Source organism: Erwinia sp. Leaf53 (genome assembly GCF_001422605.1).
Classification (GTDB): Bacteria; Pseudomonadota; Gammaproteobacteria; order Enterobacterales; family Enterobacteriaceae; genus Erwinia.
In genome coordinates this window covers 203,948-224,503 of sequence record NZ_LMLK01000001.1, presented here as the reverse complement: position 1 = coordinate 224,503, position 20,556 = coordinate 203,948, and the positions used below count along the sequence as shown (strand labels likewise).

Genomic DNA, 20,556 nt, shown 5'->3' with positions numbered 1-20,556 from the left:
ATCCGGGCGTTAGTGCTTACAGCGGGTTGCGTGCCACACAAGCCTTGTTTGGCGAGGATAGTACCTTATTCGCCGGGGCTCTGCACCGATAACCGCCGGGTTTGTGGCGCAGAACCCATACGACTTTCACCCACGCAGCCGTGGCTCAGCCAGCGGCCTGCGACGCCGTGAGCGCGGGGTCAGCCTGCCGGGTTAGCTTAAAGAAGGCTCCGTACAGCGCGGCATCGTTCTGATAGTGGCAGCGGTCAATTTCCGGGAACGGGAAGTCACCAAACTGACGGCTCTCAGCGACCAGCTGAGCAAAGTGGTGGCGCACGCGCTCCAGCAGCACCGGCTGCGCGCTGATGCCGCCGCCAATGACGATTTTCTGCACGTCCAGCGTGCTGTGCAGGTTGAACAACAGCCGGGCAACCTCACGACAGAAGTCATCAAAAATCGCCCGCGCCTGCGGGTCACCGTCGTTAACATAGCGCAGCGCCGTCTCGCCGTCGGTCAGGTCAGCATGGTCTTTGACCTGGTTGATCGCTTTGATGGTGTTGACCGCCGAGGCCAGCTGGCCAGCCCAGCGCACGTCACCGGCGGTGAAGCGGCTGACGATAAAGCTCAGCTCGCCGGCGCGGAAGTGGTTACCGCTGCGCAGCTGATGGTTAAGGATAATGCCGCCGCCCACCCCGGTGCCGAGCGTGATCGCCACCCCGTCTGCCACCCCCTGCAGACTGCCGCCGTACTGTTCGGCACAGGCCACGATTTTGCCGTCATTTTCGATCGCCACCGGCAGTTTATAACGTGCGTTAAGCAGCTCACCGAGGCGCACGCCGTGCAGAAAGCGCAGCGCGCCGCCTTCATAGATCACCTGATTCAGCGGATCGATAGCGCCGGGGCAGCTGATGCCGATGCCGCTGAAGCGGTACGCCAGGCTGTCAATCCCGGCATAGAGATCCGCCAGAAACGCCGCCAGCGAGTCACTCTGCGTGGCCCGCGAGTGCTTTTCGATGATCTCGCCCTGTTGATTAAACACGCCGTACTTTAACCGGGTTCCGCCGATATCAATCGTCAGCCAGACCTTCTCCAGGTGATTGTTCATTTCGCCCCTTTATCCTTTTCCCTGTTATCCCGTGCCAGCATCCGCAATGAGCCGATATTCTGCTGTGGTTTACGGGATGATTGATGAAACTGCTGAACATAGTAAGCCGCTGTTAAAAATCAGCTTTAGAAAAAACGACTGAGCCAATTATTAGCACAGCGAGTACGAACAGCACGAAAAAATGACACGTTAAATTGCGTTAAGCCTCAGCGGTACTCCCCTTGCTGCCAACAGCCTGTCTCAGCAGGACGCACCTCTTTTGTTGTCCCACCCATTGTCATCTCCGTTTTACACGTCAGATTCAGCCCGGTTTTGCCGATCATTGTTGCCGTCCAGTCAATAATGTTGTGATCATCCACGCATTTTTCCGCTGTGGCTGTCCCGCTAGAATGGCGTCAACTTCATGAACCGAGAGCAACCCCATGAGCAAAATTCTGATCCTTGATGCCGGTAAAACCTTCGCCCACTCCAAAGGCGAACTGAACCATACCCTGACCGGCGTGGCCGCCAGCTTCCTGCGCGACGCCGGGCACGACGTAGAGGTCACCGTGGTGGACGACGGCTACGTGGTCGCCGATGAAATCGAAAAATACCTCGCCGCAGACACGGTGATCTATCAGATGCCCGGCTGGTGGATGGGCGAGCCGTGGACGCTGAAAAAGTATATTGATGAGGTGTTTACCGAAGGCCACGGCAAGCTGTACGCCAGCGACGGCCGCACCCGCTCTGACGCGGCGAAGAAGTACGGATCCGGCGGCCTGCTGCAGGGCAAAAACTACCTGCTGTCGCTGACCTGGAACGCGCCGCTGCAGGCGTTTACCGACCCGGAACAGTTCTTTGAAGGGGTGGGCGTGGACGGCGTGTACCTGCACTTCCACAAGGCCAACCAGTTCCTCGGTATGCACGGCCTGCCGACCTTTATCTGCAACGACGTGATCAAGCAGCCGGATATCGAGGGCGATATCGCCCGCTGGCGTACGCATCTGGCGGCCGTATTCGGTCAGGCTTAATCCCGGCCGTAAGGCTTGCGTCGGACTTCTGTCGCTGCCGGTTCATATGCCCGGCGTATCGGGGGGCTCGCTTTACGCGCTGGTCGCTGCCAGTCCAGATGCCCGGCGTATCGGGTGTATCCGGAACGCGGACACGCTATAAACACATCCATGTGCGCTCGGAGGCGGCCATCCCTGGCCGCCGACGGTCCGCTAACCCGGATACACCCGATGCCCGTAATTTCTGATGTCGCTGTCGGATAGATCGCTCTTTGACTACAGCAGCTGCTTCTCCGTCAGCTGTTCGCTAAGAAAATCGAGGAAGCAGCGAATGCGGGTCGAGAGCGCGCTGTTGCGGTACCAGACCGCATGGATCGGGTGGCTGAGTTGTTTCGTTTCGGCTTCCAGCAGCGGCACCAGCCGGCCCGCCGCCTGATCCTCCCGGCTGAGGTAGTGTGAGATGCGCACAATCCCCTGCCCGTGCACCGCCAGCAGACGCTGGGTTTCACCGCTGGAGGTGGCAATCGTCGGGGTGATATGCAGCGGCTCGCCGTTCTCATCATCCACCGGCCAGCGGTTAAGCTGCTCCGGGTAGCTGAACCCCAGCAGCCGGTGCTGCGCCAGTTCCGCCACGTTTTGCGGCGTTCCGTGACGGGCCAGATAATCCGGACTGGCCATCAGCTGCAGGCGGCTGCGGCCAAGCAGGCGCGCGTGCAGCGTCGAGTCGCGCAGTTCACCAATACGAATGGCGATATCGGTCTGCTGCTCCAGCAGGTCGATCATCAGCTCATCGGTGTTAAGTTCGAGGGTGATCTGCGGGTAGCGGCGGGAAAATTCGCCCACCAGCGGCACGATCGCGTGCAGCATAAACGGCGTGGCGGCGTTGATGCGCAGATGGCCGGAGGGCGTTTCACGGCGCAGGGCGATCGCCTCTTCCGCTTCTTCAACCGAATCCAGGATCTGGCGGGCGTGCTGCAGAAACAGCTGCCCTTCATCGGTCAGCATCAGCCGCCGGGTGGTGCGCTGCAGCAGCGTGGTTTGCAGCTTGCTTTCCAGCCGGCTGATGGCGCGGCTGATGCCGGAGGTAGTCTGGTTCAGCTGTTCGGCGGCGGCGGTGAGCGACCCGCTGTCGACCACTGCCAGCCAGGCGCGCAGCTCTTCAAGGGTGATTTTCACACGGAGATCCTGATAGCGGGCAGTTGCCCGCTATTAAACCCTATTCACCGCGCGAAGTAACCCATCTCATCCCGCTCAGCCACACAGCAGCATCACGGCCGCCACGCTCTGGTTGCGATGGGGTGCGTACCCGCGTTTGCGGCCAGGTGCGCACCCGCTACGGCGCCTGGTTGCGATCAGGTCCGCACCCGCAGCCGCGCCTCGATTTTATCGGCCGCCCTGGTCACTACCCAGGCAATCACCATATAGAACACCACCGCCACCAGGAAGGCTTCCAGGTAGTAGAAGTTCAGCGCGGCGGTCAGCTGCGCCTGGGCGAAGATATCGACCACCTCGATGGCGAAGGCCAGCGACAGCGCCTTCATGATCACCATAAACGCGTTGGCGAGATCGGGGATCGCCGAAACGATAATCTGCGGGAACAGCACCCGGCGGAACAGCTGCCAGCCGCTGTAGCCCAGCGAATGCGCGGCATCGGCCTGCCCGCTGTCAAAGGCGTTCAGCGCCCCTTTTACCACCTCGGCCTGAAACGCCGCTACGCAGGCGGTCAGCGCCACAATCACGATCACCCAGTTGGGCAGCGAGTGGGCGTTAACCTCGACGTTGAGCGCCCCGGCGATAAAGTGCAGCGCCGGCGGCAGGCCGTAGTAGGCGAGGAAGATGACGATCACCATCGGCACGCCTTTGAAGACCACCTTATAGCCGATGACCAACTGACGCAGCAGCGGGATGCGCTTGTGCTCTACCAGCGCAAACAGCCCGCCCAGCAGCGTGGAGAGCAGGAAAATGGTCACCGCCATCAGCAGCGTTACCGGTACGGCGTCGAGAATGCTCAGAAAGTCCGGCAGCAACACATCGGTATCAAACATAGTCTTACTCTCTTAGTCAGACGCTGGCGGTGAATTTAACCTTCGCCGCCCCTTCGCGGGTGTATTTCCCCTGACGCGCTTCGAAGAAGCGCACCACCAGCCACGCTGCCAGGCACAGCAGCGAGTAGAGCACGGCCAGCACCAGGTAGGTGCCAAACTGATACTGGTTGTAGTCGCGCTCCATAATCAGGTGCGCGGTGGCCATCACGTCGGCCGCGCCGATATACATCACCAGCGCCACGTTGTGGATCAGGTAGATCACCGCATTCCCGTAGCCGGGCAGCGCAATATGCAGCGCCTGCGGGCCGATAACGCGGCGGATTTTATGGCGCAGCGGGTAGCCGAGGCTGTCGGCGGCATCGTGCTGGCCGCGCTCGACCGCCAGCCAGGCAGGACGTATTACTTCAGAGAGGTAGCCGCCGTGGTACAGGCTCAGCCCGACCATCGACGCCACCTCTGCTGAGAAGAAATCTTTTATGCCAAACAGACCGGCCACCAGCGGCAGGCCGTAGTAGGCGACAAACAGCTGCAGCACCACCGGGACGCTGCGCGCGTAGGAGACGTACAGGTCGGCCAGCTGGCTGAGCAGCAGCACGCGGCGCACGCGCAGGGTGGTGGCGAGCAGCGCCAGCCCAAAACCGACGATCAGGGCGACAAACATTATCGCCAGCGTCAACGGCAAAGCCGAGAGCAGTTCGGGGATCATGGTCGAAAGATGCACGGTGAAACACTCCTCAATGGCAGTTCAGCTTTGCCCGCTGGCCGGCTCAGCAGCGGCCAGCGGTAAATCGGTTACTTGATGTACTTAACGACGTCTTCGCCGAACCACTTCTGCGACAGCTTATCCAGCGTGCCGTCTTCTCTGAGCTCTTTCAGCGCCTTAGCGATATCGTCATTCAGCGCCTGATTCTCATCATCGCGGTGGATTAGCACATAGGTGTTGTTGATCGAGACCGGCTCGCTGGCTTTAATGCTCAGCTTCTGGTTATCGATTACCGTCTGCTCGCCCAGGTTAGACGGCAGGATCAGCGCGTCATATTTGCCGTTTTGCACTTCCTTCAGGCGGTCCGGGTAAGGGATACCGGCGCTGGAGGCTTTGATGGTCACCTTGTCGCCCGGGTTCTCCTGCTGCCACTGGGTAACAAACTTGTAGACTCCGCCGCCGGCGGTCACCGGCACGATGTTTTTACCGACCAGATCCTTCATGCCGTTGATGTTGCTGTCGCTGCGGCTGTAGATCTTCATCAGGCTGGCACCGAGCGGGCTGTCAGGGATCAGGAACTGCTTGCTGCGGGCCGGGTTCCTGTAATAGCCGCCGGTGGCCGCATCATATTTGCCGGTCACCAGGCCGGTCTCCTGGGCGATATCCGCCGCGCCTTCCAGCACAAATTTGTACTGCGGCAGTTTAGCGTTGATCGCGCGCAGCACGTCCGGCTCGTAGCCTTCCGGTTCGTGACCAATCGCGCCCCAGGAGAGCGGTTTGGATTCGGCAGCGGTCGCGATTTTAATGGTGCGAACCGCCTCCGCCGCGTGGGCGAGACCGGCGGTCAGCAGAGTCAGGGCAACGGCGCCAGGCAGAGCCAGACGACGCAAAGCGAAAGTGATTGGCATGTCTTGGTTTCCTTTAATGATCAGATGGCGTGTTCAGCGTTAAGAAACTGGGCAAGGCGTGGCGTAGCCGGGCGCTCGAACATCTCTGCCGGGCTGCCCTCCGCCGCCACAATGCCCTGATCCATAAACACGATGCGGTTAGAGATGCTTTTGGCGAACTGCATCTCATGGGTGACCAGCAGCGAGGTGATCCCCGATGAGGCCACGTCTTTAATCACCTTCAGCACTTCCCCCACCAGTTCCGGGTCAAGCGATGAAGTGGGTTCGTCGAATAACATCACGTCCGGACGTACCGCCAGCGCGCGGGCGATGCCGGTGCGCTGCAGCTGGCCGCCGGAGAGCTGGGAAGGATAGTGGTCAAGCTTGCCCGACAGGCCCACGCGCTCCAGCTCCTGCACCGCGATCTCGCGGGCTTCCTGCTTCGACTTGCCCTGCACCACCACCAGCGGGTCCATCACGTTTTCCAGCACGGTCATATTGCGGAACACGTTGAACTGCTGGAACACCATCGCGGTGCGCAGGCGGATCGCCTGGATCGCCGCTTTATCCGGTGCCTGATAGTCCATGCGGATCTGGTCCAGCGCGATGGTGCCGGAGGCCGGTTTCGCCAGGTAGTTGATGCAGCGCAGCAGCGTGGTTTTACCGGTGCCGCTCGGCCCGATGATCGACACCACGTCGCCGCGTTGCACCGACAGGTCGACGCCTTTCAGGATTTCGTTGCTGCCGTAGGCCAGCTTGATGTTATTGAGTTCGAGCATGTGCAGGTGGCTCCTGGTTATTTTTCAATGCCGGCATGGCCGAGCACGTGCATCAGGCGGTTGGCCCAGCCGAAGATGGCGATGGCGTGGATCAGATCGACGATCTCCGCCTCGTCCAGCCCGACGGCGCGCAGCGCGGCGATATGTTCCGCCGTCGCCGCTGAAGGGGTGAGCGAGAGCGCGCGGGCAAACTGCCAGATCGCGGCGTCACGCGGGCCAAGGGTTTCCGCACGGTCAAAATAGAGCGCGCTGATCACCGCCTGGCTGTCGGTCAGCTGGGCGTGACGCCGGGCGTGGACCACGGCGCAGTAGGTGCAGCCGTTGACCATCGACGCGCCCAGCGCGCCCAGCTCGCGGTCGGCGCGATCCAGCCCGCCGTCAACGTACATAATCGCGTTGAACAGCACGGTGCGCGCCACGTAACTTTCCGGATCGTGCGCCAGCGTGCGCACGTAGTCGGAGACCTTCTTGTTCGACGGCGTTACCTTCATCGCCTCCAGCTGCGCGGGGGTGGCATCATTCAGATCCAGCGGCGCGATATGCGGGTGCCAGCTCAGCGGCTTAAGGCTAATCAGCGGGATCATACGGACCTCATCAGGCGCAGGCCGGCGGCGATACGGGTCTGGAAATTGACAAAGGCGACCAGCTCGGAGAGCGCCACAATCTGCGGGTTGCTCAGCCCGGCCTGCTCCAGCAGACGGATATCGCTGGCCTGAGCGTGGGCGGGGGTCAGGGTCACCCGGTCGGTGTGGCGCGCAAGCGCAGCCAGCAGTGCATCGGCCGGGGTTTCCCCGGCGGCCAGCGCCTGAAGCGCGGCGTCCGGCTGCTGCTGTGCCAGCTGCGCGTCAAAGTCCGCCACCAGCGCCGCATCGTCGTTCAGCGCAGCGATACGCCGGGCCAGCGCCAGGCGTAGCGCCGCGCTCAGGCCAAGGCCATCCTGCGGCAGCAGCACCGACTGGCGGCACTGCTCGGCACCGTCAACAAACACCGGTCGCAGGCGGCGGGTGTGGTACAGCGCATCGTCCGGGGTCAGGCCAGCGGCCCGATCAATAGCGTCGGTCACAACGCGTTCTCCTTCAGTAATGGGGTGGAATCCACCCACTCATCGCCCAGCAGCTCCGGGGTATCGAAGGCCTGCAGGCTGGCGTAATGGGTCGCGACGTCTTCGGCAAACAGCGAGGCGGCAATGCCGCGCACCAGACGATCGGCACCGGCGCTGACCGCCGGAATATCGCCGGAAACTTTGCCGTGGGTCAGCATCGCCGCGTCGTTAAAACAGTGAATGTTTGCCAGCAGCGGACAGCTGCCGGGCTGTTTTTCGCGAAATTCAAACGCCGGGCCGAGGTCCGGTGCGGCCAGCATCGCCGGGCGCGGTGCGCCCATTTCCGGCCGGTAGCGGCCATCTGCCCAGCTGCGGATATACGGCGCGATGGCGGCGAACTCCGGGCGGCCGTTAAAGTCGTTGGTAAAGCCGGTGGCGGCGATCAGGTAGTCGTAGCGCAGTTCGCCCTGAGTGGTATCAATCCGCAGGCCGCCGGTCTCTTCACGCACCGCGTTGATGCCGCAGTCGAGGAAGAAGCGCGCGTTGGCGTGGCGTGAGACGCGCAGCGTTGAAGAGCGCGGCGGTGGCGTCTGGGTGCTGCTGGTGTAGTCAACGAACCGCCACTTCCACGCGTCGTCCAGCGGGTGCATGCCGTGCACCACGCCCTGACTGCCGATGCCGGTCATTTTGTTGATGCGCGGCATCTCACGACGGCGGATCAGCAGATCCACCTGGCCGGCACCGGCTTCCAGCGCGGTCGCCGCGTTATCCATTGACGACGCACCCGCGCCGATCACCGCCACGCGCTTGCCCTGCAGCGCGCCGAAGTCAATCTCATCGGCGGAGTGCGCCCACAGGCGGCGATCCACGCCCTGCAGAAAGTCCGGCACCGCAAAGCCGCCGAGCCCGGATCGGCCGGTGGCCAGCACCAGCCGGCGGGTGTAAACGCGGCCGGTTTCAGCACCGGCAAGATCGATAGCGATCAGATCGTCGGCGGCGCTGATGGCGGTCATATGCACGCCGTTGCGCACCGGCAGCTGCAGCACGTGGCGATACCAGACGAGGTAATCCATCCACTGCGCTTTCGGGATTTTATCCAGCGCCTGCCAGGCTTCAGCGCCCCACTGCGCGGTAAACCAGGCGCGGAAGGTCAGCGCGGGCAGGCTCAGCGCCGGGCCGTGCAGGGTTTTCGGCGAACGCAGGGTCTCCATGCGCGCGAAGGTCACCCACGGCCCTTCCTGCCCCGCCGGAGCGGCGTCATAGGTGACAACGTTGTCGATGCCGGTGAGCAACAGCTTCGCCGTGGCCGCCAGACCGCACATACCACCGCCGATCACCACCACGTCGCGCACCGGCTGCCCCTGGTATTCTCGGGGTGGCACCCAGGATTTAGCGGGCAGTTCCAGCAGCGAAAGATCCTCGCGCAGGCGGGACTCCAGCGCGGTGAGGCCGTCTGCTGCGGACAAAGGGACAGGATGCGACATAACGATTTCCCTGGCGGGCCTCCACGCGGCGGAAGCCTGAGTAACAAAACATTACTATCATCAGGACTAAGCATGTTAAATGCGTAATCATCCGGTTAATGCATAGTAACGAACAAGGCTCGCATAATCCTCCGCGCTCAGAAAGGAGTCAATGCGGCTGCCCGGATTTCAACCAATGGATTTGTTATATGCTATGCAGGAAAAGTTATAACGCGGCGGCGCAGTTTGGGAATAGTGCCAGGAGTGAACGGCTTTGAGGGTGATAAGGAGATGAAAATAATGCCATTATTGTTACCCCCCCTTGCAATTGCTCACGGCGATTCGCAAGGGGGGACTGATAGCGAGCCCGGCGGGGCTTAAACCTCAATCTCCGCCGTGTCGCCTTTCTCCTGCAGCCAGTTGCGGCGGTCTTCGGAGCGCTTCTTGGCCAGCAGCATATCCATCACCGCCATGGTCTGATCGACGTCGTCGTCGCCGATGGTCAGCTGCACCAGGCGGCGGGTGTTCGGGTCGAGGGTGGTTTCGCGCAGCTGCAGCGGGTTCATTTCGCCGAGGCCTTTAAAGCGCTGCACGCCCGGTTTGCCCTTCTTACGCTTAAGCTGTTCGAGAATGCCGGCCTTCTCTTCCTCATCCAGCGCGTACCAGACCTCTTTACCCAAATCGATGCGGTAGAGCGGCGGCATCGCCACGTAGACGTGGCCGTTTTTCACCAGGCTGCGGAAGTGGCGCACAAACAGCGCGCAGAGCAGCGTGGCGATATGCAGGCCGTCCGAGTCGGCGTCGGCGAGGATGCAGATTTTGCCGTAACGCAGCTGGCTGAGGTCTTCGCTGTCGGGATCGATGCCGATCGCCACCGAGATATCGTGCACCTCCTGCGAGGCCAGCACTTCGTCTGACGACACCTCCCAGGTGTTGAGGATCTTCCCCTTCAGCGGCATGATCGCCTGATATTCACGATCGCGCGCCTGCTTGGCCGATCCGCCCGCCGAGTCCCCTTCCACCAGGAACAGCTCGGTGCGGTTGAGATCCTGAGCGGAGCAGTCTGCCAGCTTGCCGGGCAGCGCCGGGCCGCTGGTGAGCTTTTTACGCACCACCTTTTTCGCCGCACGCATGCGGCGCTGGGCGCTGGAGATCGCCAGCTCCGCCAGCATCTCGGCAATCTGGATATTCTGGTTCAGCCACAGGCTGAAGGCGTCTTTCACCACGCCGGAGACGAAGGCCGCACACTGACGGGAAGAGAGTCGCTCTTTGGTCTGGCCGGCGAACTGCGGATCCTGCATCTTCACCGACAGCACGTAGGCGCAGCGGTCCCAGATATCCTCGGCCGACAGTTTGACGCCGCGCGGCAGGATATTGCGGAATTCACAGAACTCACGCATCGCGTCCAGCAGCCCCTGGCGGAGGCCGTTGACGTGGGTGCCGCCCTGCATGGTCGGGATCAGGTTAACGTAGCTTTCGGTCAGCAGTTCGCCGCCTTCCGGCAGCCACAGCAGCGCCCAGTCCACCGCTTCCACATCACCGGCGAAGGCGCCGACGAACGGTTTTTCCGGCAGCAGCGGCAGGCCGTTGACCGCCTCCATCAGGTAGTCGGTCAGGCCGTCCGCGTAGCACCAGCTCTGCTCGGTGTTATTAACGTGGTCTTTAAAGACGATCTCAACGCCCGGGCAGAGCACCGCCTTGGCCTTCAGCAGGTGCTTAAGGCGCGAGACGGAGAAGCGCGGGCTGTCAAAGAAGGAGACGTCCGGCCAGAACCGCACGCGGGTGCCGGTGTTGCGCTTGCCCACCGTGCCGGTGACGGCGAGTTCCTGCACCTTGTCACCGTTCTCAAACGCCATCTCATAGACTTCGCCGTTGCGGCGCACGGTCACTTCCACGCGGCGCGACAGGGCGTTGACCACCGAGATGCCCACGCCGTGCAGGCCGCCGGAGAACTGATAGTTTTTGTTGGAGAACTTGCCGCCGGCGTGCAGGCGGCAGAAAATCAGCTCAACGGCCGGCACGCCCTCTTCGGGGTGGATATCCACCGGCATGCCGCGCCCGTCGTCGATCACTTCCAGCGACTGGTCGGCGTGCAGAATCACCTCTATGCGTTTGGCGTGACCGGCCAGCGCTTCATCCACGCTGTTGTCGATCACTTCCTGGCCTAAGTGGTTAGGGCGCGCGGTGTCGGTGTACATACCCGGGCGGCGACGCACGGGTTCAAGGCCGCTGAGAACCTCAATGGAATCAGCGTTATAGCTGGACTGAGTCATTGTATGAATCTGATTGGTGGTGGCTAAAAATGATTGCCCCTCTCCCGGTTCGGCTCACTGGTGGGATAATCCCAGGAAGTCGAGTATGGCGGGGAAGTGACGTTCGAATCCGATAAAAGCATGATTTCCGCCCTCTTCAACCGTCTGGCGGCAGGCGCTGTAGTAGTCCAGAGCCTGACGGTAGTCGAGCACTTCATCTCCCGTTTGTTGCAGCAACCAGAGTAAATCCGGTGACTCTAACGGGTCGACCTGCATCACTTTTAGATCGTAAATATGGCGAGACTCTAACACATATTGCTGACCGGTGTACGGGTTCTGGTTCTCGCCCAGGAAATCCGCCAGCAGCTCAAACGGCCGCACGGCAGGGTTGACCACCACCGCCGGCACGGTGAAGCACTGCGACAGCCAGGTGGCGTAGTAGCCGCCCAGCGAGGAGCCGATTAAGCCTAATGGCTCACCTGCCGACTCCAGCACCAGCTCCTCCAGCAGCGCCGCGGCGTCGGCCGGAAAGGCCGGCAGCTGCGGCACCCGCAGCCGGATCTCCGGATGCTGCGCGGCCAGCCATGCGCGGAACTGCGTGGCCTTGGCCGACTGCGGTGAACTGTTGAAGCCGTGCAGGTAGAGCAGCGTGGCCATCGGTCAGTATCCTTCTGAGTCGAGATCCGGGCTGAACCGCTGGGTGGTCAGACGCTCCACCTCGGTTTCCAGCCGGCCGTCGTCGTACAGATCCAGCCAGCGCCAGCCCGGCGGCAGCGCATCAATGGTGAAGTTGGTACAGTGCGGCTTGAACTGCACGCAGGTCGACGGTGAGGTCAGCACCCGACGGCCGTGCCACATCAGGTCCAGCTCCTGGTGAATATGGCCACACAGCAGGTTTTTTGCCAGCGGATAGCGCTGTAAAACGCAGTCGAGCATATGCGGATTGCGCAGGCTGTGCTGATCGAGCCACGAGCAGCCGGACGGCAGCGGATGGTGATGCAACAGCACCAGCGTGTGCCGTTCGGGTGCGCTGGCCAGCACGCTCTCCAGCCACTCCAGCTGGTACTCGCTCAGTTCGCCGTGCGGCACGCCAAACACCTGGCTGTCCAGCAGCACGACCTGCCAGTGTTCACCCAGCAGCACGTGTTTTTGATCGTTGATGCTGGCGGTGGCGGCCAGCGTGTTGAACATTGCCGGCTGAAAATCGTGGTTGCCCGGCAGCCAGACACAAGGTGCCGGCAGACGTGCAATGCCCTCAGCAAAGTGCTGATAGGCTTCGGGGGAGTGGTCCTGCGCCAGGTCGCCGGTGGCGACGATCAGGTCGATATGACGCTGCTGCTCAGCGATGGCATCCAGCACGGCGTCATAACTGGCCCAGGTGTTCACACCCAGCAGCGTTTCGTGTTTACCTGCAAAAAGGTGGGTATCCGTTATCTGTAAAATCCTGACTCTGGACCCACTCGCCACAGGAAGTTTTAACAGGCTTTCCAATCAAAGTCCTTAAGGTTGCCGACGTACCTGTCGCAGTCGCAGCAGGGTTAACACACCGGAACGGCCATCGCGCCATGAGATAAGCAGTAGCGCAGCCACTCGGCAAGAAACTGGTTAATCTGGTGTTTTTCATCACGCTGGTGCAGCTTTTTATTCGGGTAATCATAGCGTGCTTTAAAGCGATAGATCTGCTGCGTGGAACACACTTCCGCCACCATCGCATCATGGTAGAGCCGCACCGACATTGATGGCAGGCTCCAGTAACTGACCGCCGGGGCGGTCTGTCTGACCTCCACCAGCGTAGTGTAACGGGTGGATTCAAGGATGGTAAGCTGATAGCGGGCACCCTTTACCTGATAAGCCACCGATTCACCAGTGCGATCGTCGCGCGGCAGCAGGCGGCGCATCTGGGCAAAATTGGTTTCGCAGACGCGCATCATTTCAGGAAAATCGGGGACGTAACGCTTCATTATTCAGGTTTCCACTCTTCACACAGCTGTTTATGGTGCAACTGCAGCCATTGCAGGGCAATCACCGCGGCTGCATTATCAATTTTCCCCTGCTCCACCCACTGGTAAGCCTGGCTGCGGCTGACCACGTGTACCAGAATATCCTCATTCTCGTCCTCCAGGCCATGGTTTCCCTGCGCCACGCTGGCATCCACTTCGCCGACGTAAACCGCCAGCCGTTCCGTGGTACCGCCCGCGCTGGAGAGGTAGTTAACGATCGGTTTCAGTCGCCCCGGCGTCAGGCCGGCTTCCTCTTCTGCTTCGCGCCGGGCCACCTGCTCGGCGTTTTCACCGGCTTCGATCATGCCGGCGACCAGCTCCAGCGTCCACGGCGTCGGGCTGGTGTCCCAGGTGGCGATACGGATCTGCTCGATCAGCACCACCTGGTCACGCACGGGATCATAGGGTAGCAGCACTGCGGCGTGGCCGCGTTCAAAAATTTCGCGGCTGACCTCACCGCTCATCTCACCGTTAAACAGGCGGTGGCGGAAGCGGTAGCGTTCCAGCGAAAAAAAACCGCGATACAGGGTCTCACGTGCAATAATTTCTACATCGTTTTTGGTGAAAGTCACTGGAAATTTCTCTTCAGCGGCCATAACGACTTCTCCTCTGTAATCGTGCTCTTATCTACAAATGCAATAGTAACGTACCGATAGTCTGGTTCTTAGTGAATTATTTGCGTAAATTTAGGCAGAATGGCACTTCTAGCCAACTTACGGCAACGATGCTGTCTGTTAGAATCGGCGATAATTTTTCGGCTCATATCAGCGCTACCCTAGCAATTTCGCTGCATTACAAGGAATGCGAATGAACAAACTGCTCCCTTTATTTATTGGTCTGAGCCTGGGCGGCTTCAGCGTCACCAGCCAGGCTGAAAACCTGTTGCAGGTCTATCAGCAGGCGCGTTTATCCAACCCGGACCTTCGTAGCTCTGCAGCCGACCGCGACGCGGCCTTTGAGAAAATCAACGAAGCGCGCAGTCCGCTGCTGCCACAGCTGGGCCTTGGGGCTGACTACGCCTATAACAGCGGCTACCGCGATGCCCGCGATTCAAAAAGCACTACAAAAAGCGCCTCGCTGCAGCTGACGCAGACCATCTTTGATATGTCAAAATGGCGCTCGCTGACTCTGCAGGAAAAAACGGCAGGCATTCAGGATGTTTCTTATCAGACCGCGCAGCAGACGCTGATCCTTAATACCGCGACCGCCTACTTCAATGTGCTGAACGCCATCGATACGCTTTCTTATACTGAGGCGCAGAAACAGTCGATCTACCGTCAGCTGGATCAAACTACCCAGCGCTTTAACGTTGGTCTGGTGGCGATCACCGACGTGCAGAACGCCCGCTCACAGTACGATACCGTGCTGGCTAATGAAGTGTCCGCGCGTAACGATCTGGATAACGCGGTAGAAACCCTGCGTCAGGTGACCGGCAACTACTACCCGAGCCTGGCCTCACTGAACGTCGATCGCTTCAAAACTGACAAGCCGCAGCCGGTCAACGCGCTGCTGAAAGAGGCGGAAAGCCGTAACCTCAGCCTGCTCTCCGCCCGCCTCACGCAGGATCTGGCGCGCGAGCAGATCCGTTCAGCAGAAACTGGTCATATGCCCACGCTGGATCTGACCGCCTCAACCGGCCTGAGCAATAACCGTTACACTGGCGATCGCGCAACACAGAATGACGCGATCACCGGTAGCAACCAGGTCGGCTTAAGCTTTAAGCTGCCGCTCTACAGCGGTGGCTCGGTCAGTTCACAGGTGAAACAGGCGCAGTACAACTTTGTTGCCGCCAGCGAGCAGCTGGAAGGCGCACACCGTACTGCGGTGCAGACCGTGCGTTCATCGTTTAACAACGTCAATGCCTCAATCAGCAGCATCAACGCCTACAAGCAGGCGGTTGTGTCGTCACAGAGTTCACTGGACGCGATGGAAGCCGGTTATCAGGTTGGTACCCGCACCATCGTTGACGTGCTGGACGCCACCACCACGCTGTACAACGCCCGCCAGCAGCTGGCTAACGCCCGCTACAGCTATATGATCAACCAGCTGAATATCAAATCGGCATTGGGTACGCTGAACGAGGAAGATCTGCAGGTGCTGAACAGCCACCTCGGCAAGGATATCAGCACCGCGCCATCGCAGGTGGCACCGGAGAACGCCGGGCAGGACGCCCGCGCTGACGGTGCAGAGCCGGCCCGCGCGGCGGCTATCCGTCCGGCGGCGGCCAAACCAGCCAGCGGTAACCCATTCGGCCAGTAACGGTTAGCAGAGTCGCCCGGTTTCAGCACAAGCCGGTCAGCTAATTCTTACAAGGTATTCTTTATCCAGGGCAGCCCACGGGCTGCCCTTTTTTACGCTCTGTGCCGCAGAACGTCTGGCCGTTCACAATCAAACGTATAGCTTGGTAAAGATAAGCCCGCAATCCCTCACGATCGCTTCATTTTCCACCGCTATTCCCCTATCCTAGTCGTTATCTTTGGGCAAAGGAAAATATACGATGAAACGGACTAAACAGATCAATCATGCCTCCTTCCGCAAGAGCTGGAGCGCACGCCACCTTACCCCGGTGGCGCTGGCGGTGACCGCCGTCATTATGCTGGCCGGTTGTGAGCAGGCGGACGAAACCGTCTCGATGTATCAGAACGCCGACGACTGTTCGAAGGCCAACCCGGGCCAGGGCGCGCAGTGCACCACCGCCTTTAACCAGGCCAAAGTGGAAGCCGAGAAGACCGCGCCAAAATACGCCAGCCGTGAAGACTGCGTGGCCGAGTTCGGCGAAGGCCAGTGCCAGCAGACCACACCGGCGCAGGCCGGCGTGGGCACCACCAACGCGGAAAACCAGTCCAGCGGCAGCTTCTGGATGCCGCTGATGGCCGGTTATATGATGGGCCGCATGATGAGCGGCGGCGCCACCCAGCAGCAGCCGTTGTTCTCACCGAAAGCGGCAGGCAGCCCGGCCGCCGGCCAGTACGTCGATGCCAGCGGTAAGAGCTACGGCGCGGCAACTCCGGGCCGTACCGCCACCGTGCCGAAAAGCGCGATGGCACCGAAACCGGCGACCACCACCACCACCACCCGTGGCGGCTTTGGCGAGTCGGTCGCTAAACAGAACACCATGCAGCGCAGCAGCGCCAGCAGCAATAACAGCAGCAGCCGCTCTTCCGGCACCACCAGCCGCAGCTTCGGGGGCTAAGGCCGCATGAAACGTATTGCGATTGCCGAGCGCCCGGACTGGCGCGAGAAAGCCAACGAGTACGGTTTTCATTTTCATACCATGTACGGCGAGCCGTACTGGTGTGAGGATGCCTACTATGAGTTCACGCTGCAGCAGATCGAGACGCTGGAAGACGCTACCGCTGAACTGCACCAGATGTGCCTGCAGGCGGTGGATCTGGTCACCGGCAGCGAAGAGCTGCTGGAGAAGTTCCGCATTCCAAACCACACCTGGGATTTCGTCCGCGATTCGTGGAAAAGCGGCCAGCCGTCGCTTTACTCGCGGCTGGATTTGGCGTGGGATGGTCAGTCTGCACCTAAGTTGCTGGAGAATAACGCTGATACGCCAACCTCGCTGTATGAGGCGGCGTTCTTCCAGTGGATCTGGCTGGAGGATCAGCTTAAAGCCGGTAAGCTGCCGACAGGCAGCGACCAGTTTAACAGCCTGCAGGAGAAGCTGATCGACCGCTTCAGCGAGCTGCATCAGCAGCACGGATTCAGCTGGCTGCACTTTGCCTGCTGCCGCGATACGGATGAGGATCGCGCCACCATCCAGTATCTGCAGGACTGCGCCACCGAAGCCGGGCTGCCGAGCGAATTCCTGTATATGGATGAGATCGGGCTGGGTGAAAGAGGCCAGTTTACCGACGTGCACGACCAGGTGATCGGCAATATGTTTAAGCTCTATCCGTGGGAGTTTATGCTGCGCGAGATCTTCTCCACCAAGCTGGCCGACGCCGGCGTGCGCTGGCTGGAGCCGGGCTGGAAGAGCATTATCTCAAATAAAGCGATGCTGCCGCTGCTGTGGAAGATGTTCCCCGATCACCCGAATCTGCTGGCCGCTTACTTCGCCGAAGATAACGTGCCGCATATGGATAAGTACGTGATCAAGCCGCTGTTTTCCCGCGAAGGGGCGAACATTCGCATCGTGGAGAACGGTAAGGAGATCGCCCGCGCAGACGGTCCGTACGGGGAGGAAGGGATGATCGTGCAGCAGTTTCATCCGCTGCCAAAGTTTGGCGACAGCTATACGTTGATCGGCAGCTGGCTGGTTAACGATCAACCGGCCGGGATCGGTATTCGCGAGGATCGCGAGCTGATCACTCAGGATCTTTCCCGGTTCTATCCGCATACGTTTGTTGAGTAACTGGCTGGAAGTGAGGTGCCCCTGCTGTAAGGTGCCCCGCTCAGGGAGCCTGTACACTCCGCAAAGACGCAAAAAACGTCATGCATGACAGCTCAGCACGGGACATCCCTGTTCCGTGATGCTTTGCTCCGTGTACAGGCTCCCTTCGCTTTAACTTCTGAGTCGTCTGAAGGTAAAACCGTCAACTCCGTGACCTGCTCAGGGAGCCCGTACGCTCCGCAAAGACGCAAAAAACGTCATCCATGACAGCTCAGCACGGGCCTTCCCTGGCCCGTGATGCTTTGCTCCGTGTACGGGCTCCCATCGCTTTAACTTCTGAGTTGCCTGACTGAAAGCCACTTTGGTGGTTCGTCAGCCTACCTGCACCGACAACATGCTCAGCGATCCCATCTCGATGCCATCCACCGGAATCGAGACGGCTTCGCCTTTGGCGCGTGCGCCGAGGACGTAGAGCAGCGGCAGGTAGTGTTCCGGCGTCGGGTTGGAGAGCGCCGCGCCTTCGTGCTGCATAAAGTTGACCAGCGGATGCTGTTCGCTTTCGCCTTCCCAGGCCAGGTTGTCGCGCACGTACTGGTTGAATGACTCGGCCCACGGGTAGTTCTCGCCGCCGCCCCAGCGCACCATGCGCAGGTTATGCACCACGTTGCCGCTGGCGACGATCATGATGCCCTGCTCGCGCAGCGCGGCCAGCTTGCGGCCCAGTTCAAAGTGATAAGCCGCCGGTTTGGTGGCGTCGACGCTGAGCTGCACCACCGGGATATCCGCATTCGGGTACATTTTGATCAGCACGCCCCAGGATCCGTGGTCGAAGCCCCACTCCAGATCCTGATGCACGATAACCGGCGACAGCGCGTCGGCGATCTGCTGCGCCAGCTGTGGCGATCCCGGTGCCGGGTAGCGGGTATCAAACAGCGCCTGCGGGAAGCCGCCGAAGTCGTGGATAGTGCGCGGTTTCTCCATCGCGGTCACCGCGGTGCCGCGCGTGTACCAGTGGGCGGAAACGGCGATAATCGCTTTCGGGCGCGGCAGGGTTTCGCCCAGATGACGCCAGCATTCGGTATATGGGTTTTCTTCCAGCACGTTCATTGGACTGCCGTGGCCAAGGAAAAGCGCAGGCATACGGGAATGGCTCATGATATTGCTCCCAGGGGTAATTTGTTCTGATGAGCACACATTACGCCCTTTCAGGCCGGGAAAAACTCGGATAAGCCTGATGGAGATAGTCAGGAAATTTGAATATGAAAAGGGCCAGCGGAGCCGGCCCTTACGCGGATCAGCTGGCCTGCTGCGTCTCGTGGCTGCGGCGGTACGCCACCAGATCTTCGATGGTCACCACCGGCATGTCGTGTTGCTTCGCGAACACCACCGCTTCCGGCGCGTGCGCCATGGTGCCGTCATCGTTGGTCAGCTCACAGAGTACGCCCGCCGGTTTGAAGCCCGCCAGCGTCACCAGGTCGATGGTGGCTTCGGTGTGGCCGCCGCGGGTCAGTACGCCACCGGCACGGCCGCGCAGTGGGAACACGTGCCCCGGGCGGTTGAGGTCGCTGGGTTTAGCGTCGTCGGCAATCGCGGTGCGGATGGTGGTCAGGCGATCGGCGGCGGAAACGCCGGTGGTGACGCCCTGCGCCGCTTCGATGGTGACGGTAAAGCCGGTGCCGTAAGAGCTGGTGTTGTTCTGCACCATCATCGGCAGATCCAGCTGTTCCAGGCGCTGTTCGGTCAGGCACAGGCAGACGATGCCGCTGCCGTGGCGGATGGTCAGCGCCATCTGCTGGACGGTCATGGTTTCGGCGGCGAAGATCATATCGCCTTCATTTTCACGATCTTCATCGTCTAACACCATCACGCCGCGGCCTTCGCGCAGCGCTGCGATAGCACGGGTTACACGCTGTTCAGGCGTGCCAAATTCAGAAAGTAGCGACTGATTCATGGTAAATAAACCTTAATAAATGTATGGGTTACCAGAACCAGGGCGTGCTTAGGAGTGTCAGAAAGTGACAAAAAAATAACGCAGGCGGGCACAAGCCCGACGGATGCCGTTACTCTCTCCCATCCGGACTCTAACCGTCGGCCCCGGAATTACACCGGATCTGCTGACCTTCAGAATGGCTCCTGAAGCGCTCGCGGGCTTTCAGCTGACGCTGATTTACCGCCGGTGGGGAATTTCGCCCCGCCCTGAGAATAAGCCTGAATACTATAACGCCGTTAAACTGGCGCGGCAACGAACAAAACGCGCAAATTGTTATCCACCGTGCGGATTTAGCCACCCTAACCGGCCCTGAAAAAGGCCGATTCTCTCGCCGGTGGCGGTGAGCCGCGCAGCATAATCACCGCGTTGGTCGATCGCAGATGCCGTTAACGGCGTTTTCCGGTTTATCCTTTTGCCATCAGGGATTACACTTAAGCGATACCCGTCACTACCAGGAAGCCGTCATGATTGACACGAAAAAAATTGAACAACTGGCCCGTCAGGTTCACGAATCCATGCCGAAGGGCATTCGTGAGCTGGGTGATGACGTTGAGAAGAAGATCCGCCAGACGCTGCAGGCGCAGCTGACCCGGCTGGATGTGGTGAACCGCGAAGAGTTTGACGTGCAGACGCAGGTGCTGCTGCGCACCCGTGAGAAGCTGGCGGCGCTGGAACAGCGGCTTGCCGTGCTGGAAAGCCGTCCGGCCGCCGCACCTGTCGTTACTGCGACGAGTGCAGCCGTACCCGGCAGCGCTTCCGCCCCTGCCGCAGCACCGGCCGAGCCGGAGCAGCCTGTCGACCTGAAAAAACCGCTCTGACCGGACGCCAGGCGGGCCGTAAACGCTCCGCGATCGGCTCTGCGGGACAATTCCCTCCCAAAGCCGTCATCGCTGCGGGCCAGCCAGGATAAGCGGTTGTTCAGGGCGGTCAAACCACAGGTCCGCGCTGACAGCCGTTTGTCCACGGCGGTTAACCTGATACCT

Annotated in this window: 21 protein-coding genes and 1 riboswitch; of the genes, 5 read left to right on the top strand and 16 right to left on the bottom strand. The window is 60.6% G+C overall.

Translation table 11 applies throughout. The annotated features are described in order from the left end of the window. Positions 1-145 precede the first annotated feature (145 nt). A complete protein-coding gene (locus tag ASF13_RS00995; protein ID WP_056231466.1) occupies positions 146-1,084 on the bottom strand; it encodes an ROK family protein in 939 nt (312 codons plus the stop codon). 422 nt (positions 1,085-1,506) lie between these two features. Between ASF13_RS00995 and ASF13_RS00990 the strand changes: the two genes are divergently transcribed. After that, complete coding sequence (locus ASF13_RS00990; RefSeq protein ID WP_056231465.1) at positions 1,507-2,094, top strand: NAD(P)H-dependent oxidoreductase; 588 nt, start codon at positions 1,507-1,509, stop codon at positions 2,092-2,094. 255 nt (positions 2,095-2,349) lie between these two features. Here the strand turns inward: ASF13_RS00990 and ASF13_RS00985 are convergent, their stop codons facing one another. The 13 genes from ASF13_RS00985 to nudF all read right to left on the bottom strand — a co-directional run bounded on the left by ASF13_RS00985 (position 2,350) and on the right by nudF (position 13,840). After that, a complete protein-coding gene (locus tag ASF13_RS00985; protein ID WP_056231461.1) occupies positions 2,350-3,249 on the bottom strand; it encodes a LysR substrate-binding domain-containing protein in 900 nt (299 codons plus the stop codon). A 176-nt stretch (positions 3,250-3,425) separates the two neighbouring features. Beyond that, positions 3,426-4,118 carry an amino acid ABC transporter permease gene (locus ASF13_RS00980; protein WP_056231457.1) on the bottom strand — a complete coding sequence of 231 codons (693 nt, stop codon included), beginning with the start codon at positions 4,116-4,118 and terminating at the stop codon, positions 3,426-3,428. Positions 4,119-4,134: 16 nt separating this feature from the next. After that, the gene (locus ASF13_RS00975; RefSeq protein WP_199177656.1) at positions 4,135-4,824 is read right to left on the bottom strand and encodes an amino acid ABC transporter permease; all 690 of its coding nucleotides are present in this window, start codon (positions 4,822-4,824) and stop codon (positions 4,135-4,137) included. Positions 4,825-4,910: 86 nt separating this feature from the next. Further along, positions 4,911-5,729, bottom strand: a complete 819-nt coding sequence (locus ASF13_RS00970) for a transporter substrate-binding domain-containing protein (protein ID WP_056231453.1) — start codon at positions 5,727-5,729, stop codon at positions 4,911-4,913. A gap of 20 nt (positions 5,730-5,749) precedes the next feature. Beyond that, positions 5,750-6,487 (bottom strand): amino acid ABC transporter ATP-binding protein, encoded by a 738-nt coding sequence (locus ASF13_RS00965; protein WP_056231450.1) that lies wholly within the window; start codon positions 6,485-6,487, stop codon positions 5,750-5,752. Positions 6,488-6,504: 17 nt separating this feature from the next. Beyond that, entirely contained in the window at positions 6,505-7,071 is a 567-nt protein-coding gene (locus ASF13_RS00960) for a peroxidase-related enzyme (RefSeq protein ID WP_056231448.1), read from the bottom strand. Then, positions 7,068-7,550, bottom strand: a complete 483-nt coding sequence (locus tag ASF13_RS00955; RefSeq protein ID WP_056231445.1) for a hypothetical protein — start codon at positions 7,548-7,550, stop codon at positions 7,068-7,070. The genes ASF13_RS00960 and ASF13_RS00955 overlap by 4 nt, the downstream gene beginning before the upstream one ends. Next, positions 7,547-9,013, bottom strand: coding sequence for an NAD(P)-binding domain-containing protein (locus tag ASF13_RS00950; RefSeq protein ID WP_056231443.1), 1,467 nt, complete (start codon positions 9,011-9,013; stop codon positions 7,547-7,549). Before ASF13_RS00950 ends, ASF13_RS00955 begins: the two co-directional genes overlap by 4 nt. A 356-nt stretch (positions 9,014-9,369) precedes the next feature. After that, the gene (gene parE / locus ASF13_RS00945; protein WP_056231441.1) at positions 9,370-11,265 is read right to left on the bottom strand and encodes a DNA topoisomerase IV subunit B; all 1,896 of its coding nucleotides are present in this window, start codon (positions 11,263-11,265) and stop codon (positions 9,370-9,372) included. A gap of 54 nt (positions 11,266-11,319) precedes the next feature. Beyond that, positions 11,320-11,901 (bottom strand): esterase YqiA, encoded by a 582-nt coding sequence (yqiA, locus tag ASF13_RS00940; RefSeq protein ID WP_056231439.1) that lies wholly within the window; start codon positions 11,899-11,901, stop codon positions 11,320-11,322. A 3-nt stretch (positions 11,902-11,904) separates the two neighbouring features. Continuing rightward, entirely contained in the window at positions 11,905-12,735 is an 831-nt protein-coding gene (gene cpdA, locus ASF13_RS00935) for a 3',5'-cyclic-AMP phosphodiesterase (RefSeq protein WP_056231436.1), read from the bottom strand. Positions 12,736-12,782: 47 nt separating this feature from the next. Beyond that, positions 12,783-13,205 (bottom strand): DUF1249 family protein, encoded by a 423-nt coding sequence (locus tag ASF13_RS00930; RefSeq protein ID WP_056231433.1) that lies wholly within the window; start codon positions 13,203-13,205, stop codon positions 12,783-12,785. Continuing rightward, on the bottom strand, positions 13,205-13,840 hold the full coding sequence (gene nudF, locus ASF13_RS00925; RefSeq protein ID WP_056231431.1) for an ADP-ribose diphosphatase: 636 nt from the start codon (positions 13,838-13,840) through the stop codon (positions 13,205-13,207). The genes ASF13_RS00930 and nudF overlap by 1 nt, the downstream gene beginning before the upstream one ends. A gap of 211 nt (positions 13,841-14,051) precedes the next feature. Here nudF and tolC point away from each other — a divergent pair, with 211 nt between their 5' ends. The 3 genes from tolC to ASF13_RS00910 all read left to right on the top strand — a co-directional run bounded on the left by tolC (position 14,052) and on the right by ASF13_RS00910 (position 17,604). Continuing rightward, positions 14,052-15,503 (top strand): outer membrane channel protein TolC, encoded by a 1,452-nt coding sequence (gene tolC / locus ASF13_RS00920; protein ID WP_056231428.1) that lies wholly within the window; start codon positions 14,052-14,054, stop codon positions 15,501-15,503. Between the two features lie 238 nt (positions 15,504-15,741). After that, on the top strand, positions 15,742-16,437 hold the full coding sequence (locus ASF13_RS00915; protein ID WP_056231426.1) for a DUF1190 family protein: 696 nt from the start codon (positions 15,742-15,744) through the stop codon (positions 16,435-16,437). 6 nt (positions 16,438-16,443) lie between these two features. After that, positions 16,444-17,604: a glutathionylspermidine synthase family protein gene (locus ASF13_RS00910; protein ID WP_056231422.1), complete on the top strand. Its 1,161-nt coding sequence runs from the start codon at positions 16,444-16,446 to the stop codon at positions 17,602-17,604. A 351-nt stretch (positions 17,605-17,955) separates the two neighbouring features. Here the strand turns inward: ASF13_RS00910 and ygiD are convergent, their stop codons facing one another. Then, positions 17,956-18,738 carry a 4,5-DOPA dioxygenase extradiol gene (ygiD, locus tag ASF13_RS00905; RefSeq protein WP_056231420.1) on the bottom strand — a complete coding sequence of 261 codons (783 nt, stop codon included), beginning with the start codon at positions 18,736-18,738 and terminating at the stop codon, positions 17,956-17,958. Positions 18,739-18,877: 139 nt separating this feature from the next. Further along, positions 18,878-19,534, bottom strand: coding sequence for a 3,4-dihydroxy-2-butanone-4-phosphate synthase (ribB, locus tag ASF13_RS00900; protein ID WP_056231416.1), 657 nt, complete (start codon positions 19,532-19,534; stop codon positions 18,878-18,880). 107 nt (positions 19,535-19,641) lie between these two features. Continuing rightward, positions 19,642-19,791, bottom strand: a riboswitch (FMN riboswitch). A gap of 246 nt (positions 19,792-20,037) precedes the next feature. On the opposite strand from ribB, the gene ASF13_RS00895 reads away from it, so the two are divergent. Continuing rightward, positions 20,038-20,391: an accessory factor UbiK family protein gene (locus ASF13_RS00895; protein WP_056231413.1), complete on the top strand. Its 354-nt coding sequence runs from the start codon at positions 20,038-20,040 to the stop codon at positions 20,389-20,391. Positions 20,392-20,556: the final 165 nt, after the last annotated feature.